Below are 14,950 nucleotides of genomic sequence, written 5' to 3'. Positions count from 1 at the left end.
CCGACCGGTACCCGGCGACGAATCCGCGCCCTCTACGGAGTGCTGCCGCTGCTGTGGGCGATGCACGCCACGTCGATACGGTCCGCGAGCTTGGCCAGTTCGATGGTCAGCGCGGCGACCGTGTCCTCGTCCAGCCCCTCCGTGCCCGCCTCGACGAGGTGCAGCCACCGCCCGCCCAACGTGCGGAGCAGCTTGCTCACGTCGGCCGCGGACACCTGCAAGGTCCCGCGGTCGTCGACGATCAGAGGCAGGGTCACTTCGCGGTTCACACCCGGGATCGTAGCCGCGCGAGCGTCACGCACCGTGCCAAACCGTGGTGATGTTGCAGAACTCCCGGATTCCGTGCCCGGACAGCTCACGGCCGTATCCGGACCGCTTCACGCCGCCGAACGGGAACGCCGGGTGGGACGCGGTCATGCCGTTGACGAACACCCCGCCCGCCTCCAGATCCCGGACGAACCGGTCGACCTCGGCCTCGTCGCGGGTCCAGACGTTGGAACTCAGGCCGAACGGCGAGTCGTTGGCGAGGAGCACCGCCTCGTCGAGGTCGCCGGCCCGGTACAGCGTGGCCACCGGCCCGAACGCCTCCTCGCGGTGGATCCGCATCTCGCGGGTGACGCCGGCGAGGACGGTCGGCGGGTAGTACCAGCCGGGCCCCTGCGGCCGTTCGCCGCCGCACAGCACGGTCGCGCCGCCGCGCCGCGCGTCGTCCACCAGCTCCTCCAGGTCCTCGCGTCCGCTCTCGCTCGCCAGCGGACCGATCTCGGTGTCCTCCTCCAGCGGATCGCCGATCTTCAGCGCCCTCATCCCCTCGGTGAAGCGCTCGGCGAACCGCTCGTACACGTCCGTGTGGACGATGAACCGCTTGGCGGCGATGCACGACTGCCCGTTGTTCTGCACCCGCGCGGTGACCGCGACCTCGGCGGCCCGGTCCACGTCGGCGGACGGCATGACGACGAACGGGTCGCTGCCGCCCAGCTCCAGCACCGTCTTCTTGATCATCTGCCCGGAGGTGGCCGCGACGGCTCGGCCGGCGGGCTCGCTGCCGGTGAGGGTGGCCGCCTTGACGCGGTCGTCGCGCAGGATGTCGTCGACCGCGCCCGAGCCGATCAGCAGGGTCTGGAAACAGCCCTCGGGGAAGCCGGCCCGGTGGAACAGGTCCTCCAGGTACAGCGCGGTCTGGGGGACGTTGGAGGCGTGCTTGAGCAGGCCGACGTTGCCCGCCATCAGCGCGGGCGCGGCGAAGCGGACCACCTGCCAGAGCGGGAAGTTCCACGGCATCACCGCGAGGACGGGCCCGAGCGGCCGGTAGCGCACCAGGGCGCGGGAGCCGCCGGAGTCCGTCACGTCCGACTCGGCCGGCTCCTCGTCGGCGAGCAGGCCCTCGGCGCGCTCGGCGTACCAGCGCATCGCCTTGGCGCACTTCGCGGCCTCCGCGCGGGCCTGCTTGACCGGCTTGCCCATCTCGGTGGTCATCACCCGGGCGATCTCCGGCGCGTCCTCGTCGAGGAGGTCGGCGGCCCGGTTCAGCAGCCGGGCCCGCTCCGCGAACGCCGTCGTGCGGTACGTGCGGAACGTGGCCTCGGCGAGCTGGAGCCGGCGTTCGAGCTCCTCCTCGCCCATGGCCTCGTACGTCTTGAGCGTCTCGCCGTTCGCCGGGTTCACCGTCGCGATGGGCATGACCGACCTCCTGGAAAGCTGGCTGTGCTTCGACCTTCGCGCGCCGCGCCGAGGGCCGCAACGCGTACGCGTCTGCGCGCGACCCGGACGGGCACAGGGCAAGGACTTTCTCAGCCCGAGTGCTCCGCCAGCCGGTCCAGAAACGCCGCCTGCGCCGTGACGATCACCTCACGCGCCCGTGCCAGGCCGAGCCAGGCCACCCGGTCCAGCTCGGGGAACTCCACCGTCCGGCCGGACCGGGGCGGCCACTGCATGACGAACGTGCCAGGCACGACGGCCGCCGGGTCGAGGTCCGCCTCGACGGCCCACACCGTCACGATCTTGCCGCCTGTCTGCCGCACCCGGCCCAGCGGCACCGCCTCGCCGTCCGGCGGGGGCAGCCCCAGCTCCTCCCTGAACTCCCGCCGGGCGGCGTCCCACGCGGGCTCGTCCGGGTCGTGCTCGCCCTTCGGGACGGTCCACGCGCCGGCGTCCTTCTTTGCGAAGTACGGGCCGCCCATATGCCCGAGCAACACCTCCAAGCCGTCGTCGGTGTGCCGGAACAACAGCAGGCCGGCGCTGTGCCTCGCCGTCACGGCCGCACCTCGGGGTGCGCGGCGAGCAGTGTCTCCACCGTGTCCGCCTCCTGCGGCCGCTTGTCCTCGCGGTAGCGGATCACCCGGGCGAAGCGGAGGGTGACGCCGGCCGGGTAGCGGGTGGAGCGCTGGAGGCCGTCGTAGGCGATCTCGACGACGAGTTCCGGGCGTACGGTCACCCCCCAGCGCTCCTCCCGCACGGCGAGGCTCCGCAGCCGGTCGGTCTGCCAGGTGAGCAGGGCGTCGGTCATGCCCTTGAACGTCTTGCCGAGCATGGCGAAGCCGCCGTCGGCGGTGCGGGCGCCCAGGTGCAGGTTGGACAGCTTGCCGGTGCGGCGGCCGTGTCCCCACTCGGCGGCCAGCACCACCAGGTCGAGGGTGTGCACGGGTTTGACCTTCAGCCAGGACGCGCCGCGCCGGCCCGCGCTGTAGGGGGCGTCCAGGGACTTCGCGACGACGCCCTCGTGGCCGCGCAGCAGCGTCTCCTTCAGGAACTCCTCGGCCGCCGGCAGGTCCGGCGGTCCCGACACCAGCGTCCGGCGCACCCGCATCGGCTCGGGCGTCAGCCGGGCCAGCTCCGCGTGCCGCTCGGCGAACGGCAGGTCGAGCAGGTCCCGGCCGTCCACCGAGAGCGCGTCGAAGAAGACGGGGGAGACCGGGACGGCCGCCGCGGCCGTCGCCACGTCCACCCGTGAGCCGACCCGCCCGGCCGTCTCCTGGAAGGAGCGGGGCCGCCCCGCCGCGTCGAGGGCGATCACCTCGCCGTCCAGGATGAACCGCGTGCCGCGCAACTCCAGCGCCGCCGCCCTCACTTCCGGCAGCCGGTCGGTGATGTCGTCGAGGGTGCGGGTGTGGATCCGCACGGCGTCGCCGTCCCGGTGGACCTGGACGCGGATGCCGTCGAGCTTCTCCTCCACCGCGCACGCGCCCAGTTTGCCGACCGCCTCGGCCACCGAGGTCGCGGAGTGCGCGAGCATCGGCTGGACCGGGCGGCCCACGGTGAGCCGGAAGCGCTCCAGGGCCGCCGGGCCGTCCGCCAGCAGCGCCTGGGCCACCGGCTGGAGCGCCCCGGCGAGCATCACCGCCCGCCGCACGTCCCCCGCCGCCGCGCCGGTCGCCCCGGCCAGCCCTTCCACCGCGACCGCGTCCAGCGCGCCCTGCCGGACCTCGCCGGTGAGCAGCCCGAGCAGGAAGCGCTGCTCCTCCCCGGTGGCCGCGCCCATCAACTCCTCGACCAGCCTGGCCCGTTCGGCCTGGGAGCCGGGACCTGACACCTTGCCCAGCTCGGTCAGCCGGGCGTCCACCTCGCGCACGGTCAGGGTCGCGTCGACGGCCGGGGCGACCGGGCGGCCCAGCACCTTCCAGCCCACGCCGAGGCGGCCCTGCGGGAGCCGTCCGGCGAGGTAGGGGATGACGATCGGCGCGTCCTCGGCCTCCGCCTCCCGGAAGAGCTCCGCGAGCAGGGCGATCTTGCGGGAGCGCGCCGACGACGCGGCGACCTCCCGTGACACGTCGGCGAGCCGGGACAGCAGCATGCAGCCATGGTGCAACGCCTCACGGGGCATCGCACGTGTGCTGCGATGACTCCATGGACGAGGACCCGATGAACGACGGACCCGCGAACGATGCCCCCGCGAGCGACGGACCCGTGAACGACGGACCCGCGAGCGACGGCCCGGTGAGCGAGCGCGAGGCGGGCGCCATGGAGGAAGTGCTCGCGGAGGTCGGTCCGCGGCTGCGGCGGCTCCGCAAGGCGCGGGGCGCGACGCTGGCCGGGCTGTCGGAGGCGACCGGCATCTCGGTCAGCACGCTCTCCCGGCTGGAGTCGGGCCTGCGCAGGCCCAGCCTGGAACTGCTGCTGCCGATCGCGCGGGCCCACGAGGTGGCGCTCGACGAACTGGTGGGCGCGCCGGCGGTGCGCGACCCGCGGGTGCGGTCGCAGCCTGTCCGGCGGCACGGGCGCACGTACTGGCCGCTCACCCGTCAGCCCGGCGGCCTCCAGGCGTACAAGGTGCTGGTGCCGCAAGGGCGCGACGAGCCGGACCCGCGCAGCCATGAGGGCTACGAGTGGTTGTACGTGCTGGCCGGACGGCTCAGGCTGGTCCTCGGCGACCACGACATCGTGCTGGGGTCCGGGGAGGCCGTCGAGTTCGACACCCGGGTGCCGCACTGGTTCGGGTCGGCGGGGGAGGGGCCCGCGGAGTTCCTCAGCCTGTTCGGGCCGCAGGGGGAGCGGATGCACGTACGGGCGCGGTCCCGGCGGGCGTGACGCGGAAGACGGTTCCCTGATCGGCAAGCGACCGCTTAGTATGCGAACGAGGCCGGTCGCCGACCAGCCGGTCACCCGAGTCGGACGACGCAGTCCCGTGGAGGCTCCGCATGCAGGCATGGCAAGTGCACGAGAACGGCGAGCCGGGCAAGGTGATGCGCCTGGAGGAGGTGGCGCGGCCGACCCCCGGCGAGGGCCAGGTCCTGCTCAAGGTGCGCGCCGCCAACGTCAACTTCCCTGACGTGCTGATGGCGCGGGGCCACTACCAGGTCCGGCCCCCGCTGCCGTTCACCCCGGGCGTGGAGATCTGCGGCGAGACCGAGGACGGGCGGCGGGTCATCGCCAATCCGGCGCTGCCCCACGGCGGTTTCGCCGAGTACGCCCTCGCGGACGCCGCCGCCGTGCTGCCCGCTCCCGACGCGCTGGACGACGCCGAGGCCGCCGCCCTGCACATCGGCTACCAGACGGGCTGGTTCGGGCTGCACCGCAGGGCCCGCCTGGAGGCCGGCGAGACGCTGCTCGTCCACGCCGCCGCCGGAGGGGTCGGCAGCGCGGCCGTGCAGCTCGGCAAGGCCGCGGGCGCGAGGGTGATCGGCGTCGTCGGCGGCGCCGACAAGGCCGCCGTCGCCCGCGAGCTGGGCTGCGACACGGTCATCGACCGGCGCGCCGAGGACGTCGTCGCCGCCGTGAAGGAGGCCACCGGCGGCCGGGGCGCCGACGTGATCTACGACCCCGTCGGCGGCGACGCCTACACCCAGTCGGCCAAGACCGTCGCCTTCGAGGGCCGGATCGTGGTCGTCGGCTTCGCGAGCGGCGCCATCCCCAGCCCGGCGCTGAACCACGCCCTGGTGAAGAACTACTCCATCCTCGGCCTGCACTGGGGCCTCTACAACACCAAGAACCCCGCGCTCGTCCAGCACTGCCACGAGCAGCTCACCGAACTGGCCGCCCGGGGCGCGATCAAGCCGCTGGTGAGCGAGCGCGTGCCGCTGAGCGAGGCCGCCGCCGCCGTCCAGCGGGTCGGCGACGGCCACACCACCGGCCGCGTCGCCGTCGTACCGGGACTGACGAGCCCGGAGCACGCGCAGAACGGAGCCTCCGCATGACCGACGCAGCAGAACTCCGCCGCCGGACCAGGGAGTTGCTCGAAGCGCACCCGCCGGCCGGCACCGACCGGCTGGACTTCCTGCGGGCCCGCTTCGACGCCGGACTCGCCTGGGTGCACTACCCCGAGGGCCTCGGCGGCCTCGGCGTGCCCCGCTCCCTCCAGGCCGTCGTGGACGCCGAGCTGGAGGCCGCCGACGCCCCCGACAACGACCCCCGGCGCATCGGCATCGGCCTCGGCATGGCCGCGCCGACCATCCTGCGCTACGGCACCGACGAGCAGAAGCGGCGCTTCCTGCGGCCCCTGTGGACGGGCGAGGAGGTCTGGTGCCAGCTCTTCAGCGAGCCCGGCGCCGGCTCCGACCTGGCCGCCCTCGGCACCCGCGCCGTCCGCGACGGCGAGGACTGGGTCGTCGACGGCCAGAAGGTGTGGACCTCCAGCGCCCACATCGCCCGCTGGGCCATCCTCATCGCCCGCACCGACCCCACCGTGCCCAAGCACGCCGGCATCACCTACTTCGTCTGCGACATGACCGACCCCGGGGTCGAGGTGCGCCCGCTGCGCCAGATCACCGGCGAGGCCGAGTTCAACGAGGTCTTCCTCACCGGCGTCCGCATCCCCGACTCCCGCCGCCTCGGCGAGACCGGAGACGGCTGGCGGGTCGCGCAGACCACGCTGAACAACGAACGCGTCGCGATCGGCGGCATGCGCCTGCCCCGCGAGGGCGGCATGATCGGGCCGGTCGCCACAACCTGGCGTGAGCGGCCCGAGCTGCGCACCCACGACCTGCACCAGCGGCTGCTGAAACTGTGGGTGGACGCCGAGGTGGCCCGCCTCACCAGCGAACGGCTGCGCCAGCAGCTCGCCTCGGGCCAGCCCGGCCCCGAAGGCGCCGGCATGAAGCTCGCCTTCGCCCGCCTGAACCAGGAGATCAGCGGCCTGGAGGTCGAACTCCTCGGTGAGGAAGGCCTGTTGTACGACGACTGGACCATGCGCCGGCCCGAGCTCGTCGACTTCACCGGACGCGAGGCGGGCTACCGCTACCTGCGCTCCAAGGGCAACAGCATCGAGGGCGGGACCAGCGAGGTCCTGCTGAACATCGTCGCCGAGCGCGTCCTGGGCCTGCCCGCCGAGCCGCGCACCGACAAGGACGTCGCCTGGAAGGACCTCGCCCGATGACGGATCTTCTCTACTCCGAGGAGGAAGAGGCGCTGCGGTCGGCGGTACGGGACCTGCTCGCCGACCACTGCGACGCGCCCGGCGTGATCGCCCGCACGGAGTCCGACGCCCCGCACGACCTGGCGGCCTGGAAGGCGCTCACCGACGGCATGGGCCTCGCGGGCCTGCTGGTGCCCGAGGCGCAGGGCGGACAGGGCGCCACCCACCGCGAAGTCGCCGTGGTGCTGGAGGAGTTGGGTCGGTCGGTCGCGCCCGTGCCCTACCTGACCAGTGCCGTGGTGGCCACCGAGGCGCTGCTGGAGTGCGGTGACGAGGAGCTGCTCGGCCGGCTCGCCTCCGGGCGGACGATCGGCGCCCTGGCGGTCGGGCTGCACACCGCCCCCGGCGCCGGCTTCACCGCCGTACGGATCGAAGACGGGCTGCTGCACGGGGAGTTGACCGGCATCGCGGACGCCGCCGTCGCCGACGTGCTGCTCGTGCCCGCCGAGGACGGCGGACTGTACGCGGTCCAGGCTTCCTCGGTCACCGTCACCCCGCAGGTCTCCCTGGACCTGACCCGCCCGCTCGCCACGGTCACCCTCACCGGCGCTCCCGGCCGCCGCCTCGGCGACGCCGCGCCGGCCGTCCGACGGGCCCTGCGCGCCGGCGCGGGACTGCTCGCCTCCGAGCAACTCGGCCTCGCGGACTGGGCGTTGACCGAGACGGTCCGCTATCTCAAGGACCGCAAGCAGTTCAACCGGCCCGTCGGCGGCTTCCAGGCGCTCAAGCACCGGCTGGCCCAGCTGTGGCTGGAGGTCGTCAACCTCCGCGCCGCAGCCCGCAACGCGGCCGACGCGCTCGGCGGCGGTCAGCCCGCCGAGGAGACGGCCCTGGCCGTGGCCGTCGCCCAGGCCTACGCGGCGCCCGTCGCCGTACGGGCCGCCGAGGAGGCGCTGCAACTGCACGGCGGGATCGGCATGACGTGGGAGCACCCGATCCACCTCGCCCTCAAGCGGGCCAAGGCCGACTCGATCGCCTACGGCACGGCCGGCGCCCACCGGGAGGCCCTCGCCGAACTGGTCGACCTGCGCGCCCCTTGACCGGCGACGCGGGAAACCCGGAAAAAGCCCGACCCCACCCGGGGGCGGGCTTTTTCGCTCGTTCGGCGGACAGGTCAGTCGCACGGACGAAACCTCCCTTACGCCACACTTGCGGCCGAACGCCACCGAACGGGCGTGGCGGAGGAGGTTGTCGTGGCCGTTTCCATTTCCGTGGTGCTGTTGCTGCTGATCCTGGCGGTGATCTTCCTGCGCACCGGCGGACTGAAGATCTCGCACGCCCTGGTCTGTCTGCTGCTCGGCTTCTTCCTGGCCGGCACCAACATGGCCCCCACCATCCACAGCGGCCTCACGGCCACGGCGGAGATCGTCGGCAGCATCCAGCCGTAGGGTGACGCCGGCTAGGGCGTGTTTCGAAAGTAGCGTCGTCCGCCCGAAGGGCGGGCACGGCGGCGTCTGGTGCGTTCGATCGCAAGGCGGAGGGTCGCCCCGATACTGGATGTATCGGGGTGATCCCGACAACGCGGCGAGCGTGCGTGCCAGACGCCGCCGGGCAGGCGGGACTTTCGAAACACGCCCTAGCCTGCGCGTTTCACTTGCTGTCGTGTCCGGATCTTGAGCGGAAACACGAAAGTGCCTTGTGAGCTGGGACGTTGAGGCTTGCCTAGGGGCTTCTGTCACCACAGCAGGAAGGCACTTTCTGCGTGCACACTACCCGCGTCCCAAGCTCGTCGTCTCGGCCGACGGTCACGGAGTGGTCAGCCACGCGGGATCACGCCTGCTGGCCGATCTCGCCGACGCCACCGGTCTGACCGGCTCCTTCGCCAATGCGCTGCACCGGTTGCGGCCGTGCGGCACCTGCTCGTCGACGGCGGCGAGGCAATAGCCGACCTGGCCCTCCTGCGCGACCAGCGCGAGGTATACGGTCCGGTCGCCTCCACCCTCACCGCATGGCGCCGGATCTTAGGCGAACCCTGCGGGCCCAGGCTGGCCATAGAGCTCCACGAGGCCCTGGAGCCGCTGGCGCCCCATCTGGCCCCCCGCCGGCCGGGAGGCCATCCTTCTCCAGGGCGCTCGTATCGCTCTCGCCGACGGGCCGTACACGCCTGCCGAACGGGAGACCCTCGCTGCAGTGGGCGCTGCGCTGACGATTTGTGCGGATGATGTGACGCGATTGCTCACGGCGGCGCGGACGCCGTCGTGAGCCCCGGGTGGGCCCGGGCCCCTCGCGCCCTCCCGGCGGGGGGCTGATTCTGCTGCGGGTCGGTGAGGGCTGGTCGCGCGGTTCCCCGCGTCCCTTCCGGGGCGGCGTGCCGTCCGCCGCTTACTCCCGAGGGAGTAATCCGCAGCCGCCGTCACCCCCGGCAGTACGCGTCACCTCGCCCTCCCGCCCGACGAAAGCCGTGGTTCTCACCGGAAGTCTGGGGACCGAAGCAGACGTCACCCGGAGGGAGATCGGTCGATGAGGGCTGGAGAGACAACCACGACGAGGACGGGGCGCGGGCGAGCCGTTCCATGGGCAATGCTCGGGCTGTGGATTGCCGTGATCGCGCTCGTTGGGCCGTTCGCGGCGAAGCTCGGCAGCGTGCAGCACGACAAGGTCACCGACTACCTGCCGGCGAGTGCGGACTCGACGCAAGTAGCGAAGATCGAGGAGAAGTTGCCCGGTGGCGAGGCCACCGAGATGTTGCTCGTCTACCACCGGGACGGCGGGCTCAGCGCCGCCGACCGGGAGACCGCGGCCGGGCAGGTCGCGGAGATCAGCCGGCAGCACAAGCTGATCGGCGGTACTCCCGAGGGGATTCCGTCCAAGGACGGCACGACCCTGATGTACCCGGTCACCAGCAACGAGCCCGGGGCGGACGAGGAGCAGCAGGACAAGCTCGTAACCGACGTTCGCAAAGTCGCCCAGGACGAAGGCGGGCTGAGCGTCGATGTGGGCGGCACTGGCGCGCTGTCCACCGACTCCGGCGCGGTCTACGACTCGCTCGGCGGACCGCTGCTCTACACCACCGTCGCCGTCGTCGCCATACTGCTGATCCTGATCTACCGCAGCCCCGTGCTGTGGCTCGTGCCCCTCGTCGTCGCCGGGATCGCCGACTTCATGTCGATGGGTGTCTCCTACGGCCTCAATCAGGCGTTCGGCACCCCCGTCTCGGGGCAGAGTTCGGGCGTGATGACGATCCTCGTGTTCGGGGCGGGCACGGACTACGCGCTGCTGCTCGTCTCGCGCTACCGGGAGGAGCTGCGGCGCATCGAGCGACCGTACGAGGCCATGGTCGCCGCCCTGCGCGGCTGCGGGCCCGCCGTGCTCGCCTCCTCCGGCACCGTCGCCGCCGGACTGCTGTGCCTGCTCGCCGCCGACCTCAACAGCAGCAAGGGCATGGGCCCGCTCGGCGCCGTCGGTGTGATGTGCGCGCTGATCGCGATGATGACCCTGCTCCCCGCCGTCCTCGTGCTGGCCGGACGGCGGGTGTTCTGGCCGCTCGTGCCCGCCTTCGGGAGCACGCCCAGGCAGCGGCGCAGTCTGTTCTCGGCGATGGGCAGCTCTGCCGGACGCAGGCCGCTGACCGTACTCGCGAGCGGTGCCGTACTGCTCGGCGCCCTCGCCCTCGGCTCGTTCAACCTGCCGGGAGCGCTCAAGCAGGAGGACTCCTTCGTCAAGAAGCCGGAGTCCGTCGTCGCGATGGAGGCCCTCGCCAAGGCCTTTCCCGACAGCGGCAGCCAGCCCATCGACGTGATCACCCCGCAGGGGCGCGCCGACGAGACCCTCGCGACCGTCCGCGGCACACCAGGCGTGGGCAGCGCGGAGAAGGGGCGTACGGGAGACGGCTGGACCGAGATCGCCGTCTTCGCGAAGAGCGCACCCCAGTCGGCGGAGGAGACCGCCACCATCAAGTCCCTGCGGAACGAACTGAAGGGCTCCTACGTCGGCGGGGACAGCGCCCAGCAGATCGACCTGGAGGTCACCAACGCCCGGGACACGAAGATCGTCGTACCGCTCGTCCTCGTCTTTGTGATGCTCATCCTGATCGGGCTGCTGCGGAGTCTGGTCGCACCGCTGCTCCTGGTGGTCGCGGTCGTCGCGGTGTGGGGCGCCTCCCTCGGGATCGGCGGACTGGTCTTCGAACCGCTCCTCGGCCTGGGGGGCACCGATCCGGGGCTCGGACTGCTGTCCTTCGTGTTCCTTGTCGCCCTCGGCGTCGACTACGGCATCTTCCTCATGCACCGGATGAGGGAGGAGTCCCTGGCGGGAGCGGAACCGGCCACGGCGGCACTCACCGCACTGCGCACCACCGGCGGCGTCATCGCCTCCGCCGGACTCGTCCTCGCCGCGACCTTCGCCGTGCTGACGAACATGGGCCTGGTGCAGCTGGTCCAGCTCGGCTTCGTGATCGCCGTCGGCGTCCTGCTCGACACCTTCCTCGTACGGACGTATCTGGTGACCAGTGCCAGCGTCGCCCTGGGCCGGAAGGTGTGGTGGCCGGGCGTGCTCTCACGGCAGACCGGGCCGGCCGAACGGACCGGGCCGGCCGGACCGACCGAGCCGCCGCGGCAGGCGGAAACCGTCGGCGCACCCTGAGCACGCTGATCGAACGCTCTGATCCAGCACGCTGGTCCGCGGGCCCGCCCGGGTGCCTCTCCTTCCGTAGGGGCGCCCAGGTTCCCGCACGAGTACCGGAAGATGGAGCCGTGGAAGAACGGGGAACGACCACAGAGGTACGCGACCGGTCGGCGGCGGAGACGGCGGCCGGTGGCGGCGGACGGTCCCGTCGCGTCGAGCGCATCATGTCCGCCATCAACCGCGAACCGCTGACCGCACCGCACCGCACCCGCAATGACGCGGTCCTCGCGCTGGGCGTCGCCGTGCTCGCCCTAGCCATCACCCTGACGGGCGGCGAAGGGACCCGGCCCGACCATCTCAGCTGGATGCTGCTGCTCGCCGGGCACGTGCCCCTCGTATGGCGGCGGCGCAGTCCGTTGGTGGCCCTGCTCGGGGTGGTGGCCTGCATGGCTCCGTACTACGCCTTCGACTACAACCCTGCCCTGCCCGCCCCCGCGATCGTCCTGGCGCTCTACACCGTGGCGGCGACCGGCACCGTACGCCGCACGCTGCTCACCGGTGTCGCCGTCCTCGTCCCGACACTGATCAGCAACGGCCTCACCAACTCGGACGGGGCGCTGGATGCCCTGGAGATCTCCGGCTGGATCATCGCGGTCCTGTTCATCGGTATCGCCGTCCGCTACTACCGCTTGTACGTCGCCTCCATCGTCGAGCGGGCCGAACGGGCGGAGCGCACCCGGGAGGAGGAGGCCAGGCGCCGTGTCGCCGAGGAACGGCTGCGGATGGCCCGTGACCTGCACGACCTGCTCGCCCACAGCATCACGCTCATCGGCGTGCAGACGTCCGTGGCGGCCCACGTCCTCACCGCCGACCCCGAGCGCCTCGACCGCAAGGCCGTCGCCCAGGCACTGGATGACATCGCGGGGACCTGTCGGACCGCCCGGGGGGAACTGCGTACGACGCTGGAGGTGCTGCGGGCGCAGGACACGGTCGTGGGAGTGGGCGCGGATCCGGGGCCCGGTTCCGTGTCCGGTTCTGTTTCCGGGGCCGAGGACATGCGGGGGCCGCTGCCCGGGATCGACGGACTGGCCGATCTCGCGGAGAGCGGCCGGGTGGCCGGGGCCAAGGTCGAACTGTCCGTCCGCGCGGACGACATCCCGCCCTCCGTGGGCGCCGCCGCGTACCGGATCGTGCAGGAGGCGCTCACCAACGCCGTACGTCACGGCGGCCGCGAGGACCTCACCGTGCGAGTGGGTCTGTGGACCGCGGACGGCGCACTGCGGGTGAGTGTCAGGGACGACGGGACGGGCGGGGACGACGGCCCGGGCGGCGGAGCGGGCCCGTCCGACGGCACGCCGGGGTTCGGGCTCATCGGAATGCGGGAGCGGGCCCGAAGCGTGGGCGGCACACTGGACGCCGGCCCGGGGCCCGCCGAGGGCTTCGAGGTGACCGCCACACTGCCGCTGTCCCGGGAGGACGAGGTTCGATGACCATCCGCGTACTGCTGGCCGACGACCAGAACCTCGTACGGGCCTCCTTCGCGATGCTCGTCTCGTCGGCAGGCGACATGGAGGTCGTCGGCGAGGCGGGCACCGGCCGGGAGGCCGTGGCGCTGGCCCGGTCGGCGCGGGCCGATCTCATCGTGATGGACATCCGCATGCCCGACCTCGACGGGATCGAGGCGACCCGGCTCATCGCCGCCGACGAGGATCTCGCGGGGGTGAAGGTGCTCGTCCTGACGACGTACGAGACCGACGAGAACATCGTCGAGGCACTGCGGGCCGGGGCGTCCGGCTTCCTCGTGAAGGACATCAGGCCGGCCGAACTCCTCGACGCCATCCGGACGGTGGCCGCGGGGGAATCCCTCCTCTCGCCCGGCCCCACCTCGCGGCTGATCGCCCGCTTTCTGCGCGCGCCGAACACCGGGACGCCATCCGCGGTGGGCGGGCCGAGCGAGCTGTCCGACCGGGAACGGCAGGTGCTCGCGCTGGTCGCACGCGGTCTCAACAACCCCGAGATCGCCGACGCGTTGGGACTCAGCCCGCTGACCGCGAAGACCCATGTCAGCCGGATCATGGGCAAGTTGGGGGCGCGGGACCGGGTGCAACTGGTGATCGTGGCGTACGAGTCGGGGCTTGTGATACCTGGGACTGTCTGAGTTCGGACCGACTTCGGGGCGGGTTCAGGTTGCGTTCCGAGGGTCGGTTGTACGGTCCCTCAAGTCCCTGTGGTTGCACGGGCATTGCACCCTGGTCACCTCCCACCCGAAAAGGAGCAGGCAGCGGCGACCTACAAGCGCGGCTTCGGCTACCACCCGCTGCTGTGCTCCGTGGACAACACCGGCGAAGCCCTGGCCGGAGTTCTTACTGATCGTTGCAAATGAGGTCGCGGTGTCGGCTGGTGATCTGCCGCGATCCGAGAGGGAGGGCAGAAAGTCGGAAGTGTTCGGTCCGCGTTCGTCCCGGCTCACTCAACCTGCGCAAGCGCCGGGCAGTCCTACCGGATGCCGAGATCGGTACAACGGTCTTGCCGATGTGCGGGCGCATGGGCGAAAAACAGGCATCCGAACGCTTGACTGAGGAGAGGGATGGCGAATCTGAACACCCAGACGACCTGGATCGACGCACGTGAAAGGCTACCGCAGGACGGTGTACCGGTGGCAGCGGCGGTCACGGGCCGGTACCCAGCTGACAGCGCCGAGTCCGAGAACCCGGTGAAGGAGGCGTTCTGGCTGGTAAGGCCGATGTACTTCACGACTCGGCACTTCAGTGAGGACGGAACGGAACACAGGGACTGCTTCGTCGACTCTGACGGATATGTCCGTCTGTCCTACGGTCTTGCCGACGATGACACGGTGACTCATTGGGCTGAGCTGCCCACCCTGCCGGGCAGGACGACACACCTCGTTCTCGGGGAAGACGTGCAGCCGGCGCTCCAGGAAGCGTGGCGTGCTCGCCCTGGCACCTGACACACATCCCGCGGTCGGCCAGGACCAGTTGACCGGCGTCGCAGGAGTGGCAGGCGGCCCACCAGGGTGACTTCCCCGGTGCGGCAGCCGGCCAGCTCGGCGTCCAGCACGAGGTGCGTGCCCACCTCGATCAGGCAGGCCATCCGCACTTGGGGAAGGGAACTCTTGTCGTGGCCGCGGGCGTTGTCGGGGCGGCCGAAGGCGGCCTCGTTGGCGGGACTGTCGGCAACATCCCAGCAGGTCCCGTCCACCGCCAGTAGCCGCAGCCCCCGCCAGAACGCCCCCGGAGTGGCCTCGGTGCCCATCGGTTTCGCGGTCGTGGTGAACAGCACTCGCAGCGGCTCCGGGCCGAGCCGCTGCCGGGCCCGAAACAGTGACGACTTCGCCGGGATGTGCCAGTCGCCCAGCAGGCCCTGACCCCGAAGGCCCTCGACCGGCGCTCCGGAGAGTACTCCCGTCGGAGTAACGTCGTACCGCCTGTCTCCCGAGGGATGACGACCGCAGTATGACGAAACAGAACGGAATCGGGCCTAGCGTTGAGGCCATGCAGAAACCTGATAGTCCACTGCGGA

Annotated in this window: 15 protein-coding genes and 1 pseudogene; 11 read left to right on the top strand and 5 right to left on the bottom strand. The window is 71.8% G+C overall.

The genetic code is table 11. The features are described 5' to 3' along the window. Positions 1-32: 32 nt before the first annotated feature. The 4 genes from ACFYXA_RS11830 to ACFYXA_RS11815 form a co-directional block, all read right to left on the bottom strand. Positions 33-269: a DUF6213 family protein gene (locus tag ACFYXA_RS11830; RefSeq protein ID WP_130439954.1), complete on the bottom strand. Its 237-nt coding sequence runs from the start codon at positions 267-269 to the stop codon at positions 33-35. 25 nt (positions 270-294) lie between these two features. Further along, the gene (locus ACFYXA_RS11825) at positions 295-1,680 is read right to left on the bottom strand and encodes an NADP-dependent succinic semialdehyde dehydrogenase (RefSeq protein ID WP_352252267.1); all 1,386 of its coding nucleotides are present in this window, start codon (positions 1,678-1,680) and stop codon (positions 295-297) included. Between the two features lie 110 nt (positions 1,681-1,790). Continuing rightward, positions 1,791-2,255, bottom strand: a complete 465-nt coding sequence (locus ACFYXA_RS11820; protein WP_352252269.1) for an NUDIX domain-containing protein — start codon at positions 2,253-2,255, stop codon at positions 1,791-1,793. Then, positions 2,252-3,790, bottom strand: coding sequence for an ATP-dependent DNA ligase (locus ACFYXA_RS11815; protein WP_352252271.1), 1,539 nt, complete (start codon positions 3,788-3,790; stop codon positions 2,252-2,254). Before ACFYXA_RS11815 ends, ACFYXA_RS11820 begins: the two co-directional genes overlap by 4 nt. 167 nt (positions 3,791-3,957) lie before the next feature. On the opposite strand from ACFYXA_RS11815, the gene ACFYXA_RS11810 reads away from it, so the two are divergent. From ACFYXA_RS11810 to ACFYXA_RS11760, 11 genes and pseudogenes are all read left to right on the top strand, one after another. After that, positions 3,958-4,524 carry a helix-turn-helix domain-containing protein gene (locus tag ACFYXA_RS11810; RefSeq protein WP_389031705.1) on the top strand — a complete coding sequence of 189 codons (567 nt, stop codon included), beginning with the start codon at positions 3,958-3,960 and terminating at the stop codon, positions 4,522-4,524. 110 nt (positions 4,525-4,634) lie between these two features. Continuing rightward, complete coding sequence (locus ACFYXA_RS11805) at positions 4,635-5,630, top strand: NADPH:quinone oxidoreductase family protein (RefSeq protein ID WP_389031187.1); 996 nt, start codon at positions 4,635-4,637, stop codon at positions 5,628-5,630. Then, complete coding sequence (locus ACFYXA_RS11800) at positions 5,627-6,808, top strand: acyl-CoA dehydrogenase family protein (RefSeq protein WP_389031184.1); 1,182 nt, start codon at positions 5,627-5,629, stop codon at positions 6,806-6,808. Before ACFYXA_RS11805 ends, ACFYXA_RS11800 begins: the two co-directional genes overlap by 4 nt. Next, positions 6,805-7,887: an acyl-CoA dehydrogenase family protein gene (locus ACFYXA_RS11795; RefSeq protein WP_389031181.1), complete on the top strand. Its 1,083-nt coding sequence runs from the start codon at positions 6,805-6,807 to the stop codon at positions 7,885-7,887. The genes ACFYXA_RS11800 and ACFYXA_RS11795 overlap by 4 nt, the downstream gene beginning before the upstream one ends. Positions 7,888-8,040: 153 nt before the next feature. Beyond that, positions 8,041-8,235: a hypothetical protein gene (locus tag ACFYXA_RS11790; RefSeq protein WP_130439968.1), complete on the top strand. Its 195-nt coding sequence runs from the start codon at positions 8,041-8,043 to the stop codon at positions 8,233-8,235. Positions 8,236-8,599: 364 nt separating this feature from the next. Next, positions 8,600-8,731, top strand: coding sequence for a hypothetical protein (locus ACFYXA_RS11785; RefSeq protein ID WP_351368731.1), 132 nt, complete (start codon positions 8,600-8,602; stop codon positions 8,729-8,731). Positions 8,732-8,802: 71 nt separating this feature from the next. Beyond that, positions 8,803-9,049 (top strand): annotated as a pseudogene (locus tag ACFYXA_RS11780) (TerB family tellurite resistance protein); the annotation flags it as partial. A 258-nt stretch (positions 9,050-9,307) separates the two neighbouring features. Beyond that, entirely contained in the window at positions 9,308-11,428 is a 2,121-nt protein-coding gene (locus tag ACFYXA_RS11775; protein WP_352252677.1) for an MMPL family transporter, read from the top strand. 110 nt (positions 11,429-11,538) lie between these two features. After that, a complete protein-coding gene (locus tag ACFYXA_RS11770) occupies positions 11,539-12,900 on the top strand; it encodes a sensor histidine kinase (RefSeq protein ID WP_389031176.1) in 1,362 nt (453 codons plus the stop codon). After that, the gene (locus ACFYXA_RS11765) at positions 12,897-13,568 is read left to right on the top strand and encodes a response regulator transcription factor (RefSeq protein WP_352252679.1); all 672 of its coding nucleotides are present in this window, start codon (positions 12,897-12,899) and stop codon (positions 13,566-13,568) included. The genes ACFYXA_RS11770 and ACFYXA_RS11765 overlap by 4 nt, the downstream gene beginning before the upstream one ends. 429 nt (positions 13,569-13,997) lie before the next feature. Then, positions 13,998-14,378: an AQJ64_40280 family protein gene (locus ACFYXA_RS11760; protein ID WP_351368705.1), complete on the top strand. Its 381-nt coding sequence runs from the start codon at positions 13,998-14,000 to the stop codon at positions 14,376-14,378. On the opposite strand, the gene ACFYXA_RS11755 is transcribed toward ACFYXA_RS11760, so the two are convergent. Next, entirely contained in the window at positions 14,270-14,770 is a 501-nt protein-coding gene (locus ACFYXA_RS11755) for a hypothetical protein (protein WP_389031702.1), read from the bottom strand. The genes ACFYXA_RS11760 and ACFYXA_RS11755 overlap by 109 nt on opposite strands. Positions 14,771-14,950 lie beyond the last annotated feature (180 nt).

Source organism: Streptomyces sp. NPDC002566 (assembly GCF_042889585.1).
In the GTDB taxonomy this organism is placed as follows: Bacteria; Actinomycetota; Actinomycetes; order Streptomycetales; family Streptomycetaceae; genus Streptomyces.
This window is presented reverse-complemented; position numbering and strand designations above follow the sequence as displayed.

Coding starts and splice junctions, on each gene's coding strand:
- ACFYXA_RS11825 (WP_352252267.1), bottom strand. CDS start 1,680: ATGCCCATCGCGACGGTGAACCCGGCGAACGGCGAGACGCTCAAGACG.
- ACFYXA_RS11815 (WP_352252271.1), bottom strand. CDS start 3,790: ATGCTGCTGTCCCGGCTCGCCGACGTGTCACGGGAGGTCGCCGCGTCG.
- ACFYXA_RS11810 (WP_389031705.1), top strand. CDS start 3,958: ATGGAGGAAGTGCTCGCGGAGGTCGGTCCGCGGCTGCGGCGGCTCCGC.
- ACFYXA_RS11805 (WP_389031187.1), top strand. CDS start 4,635: ATGCAGGCATGGCAAGTGCACGAGAACGGCGAGCCGGGCAAGGTGATG.
- ACFYXA_RS11800 (WP_389031184.1), top strand. CDS start 5,627: ATGACCGACGCAGCAGAACTCCGCCGCCGGACCAGGGAGTTGCTCGAA.
- ACFYXA_RS11795 (WP_389031181.1), top strand. CDS start 6,805: ATGACGGATCTTCTCTACTCCGAGGAGGAAGAGGCGCTGCGGTCGGCG.
- ACFYXA_RS11775 (WP_352252677.1), top strand. CDS start 9,308: ATGAGGGCTGGAGAGACAACCACGACGAGGACGGGGCGCGGGCGAGCC.
- ACFYXA_RS11765 (WP_352252679.1), top strand. CDS start 12,897: ATGACCATCCGCGTACTGCTGGCCGACGACCAGAACCTCGTACGGGCC.
- ACFYXA_RS11760 (WP_351368705.1), top strand. CDS start 13,998: ATGGCGAATCTGAACACCCAGACGACCTGGATCGACGCACGTGAAAGG.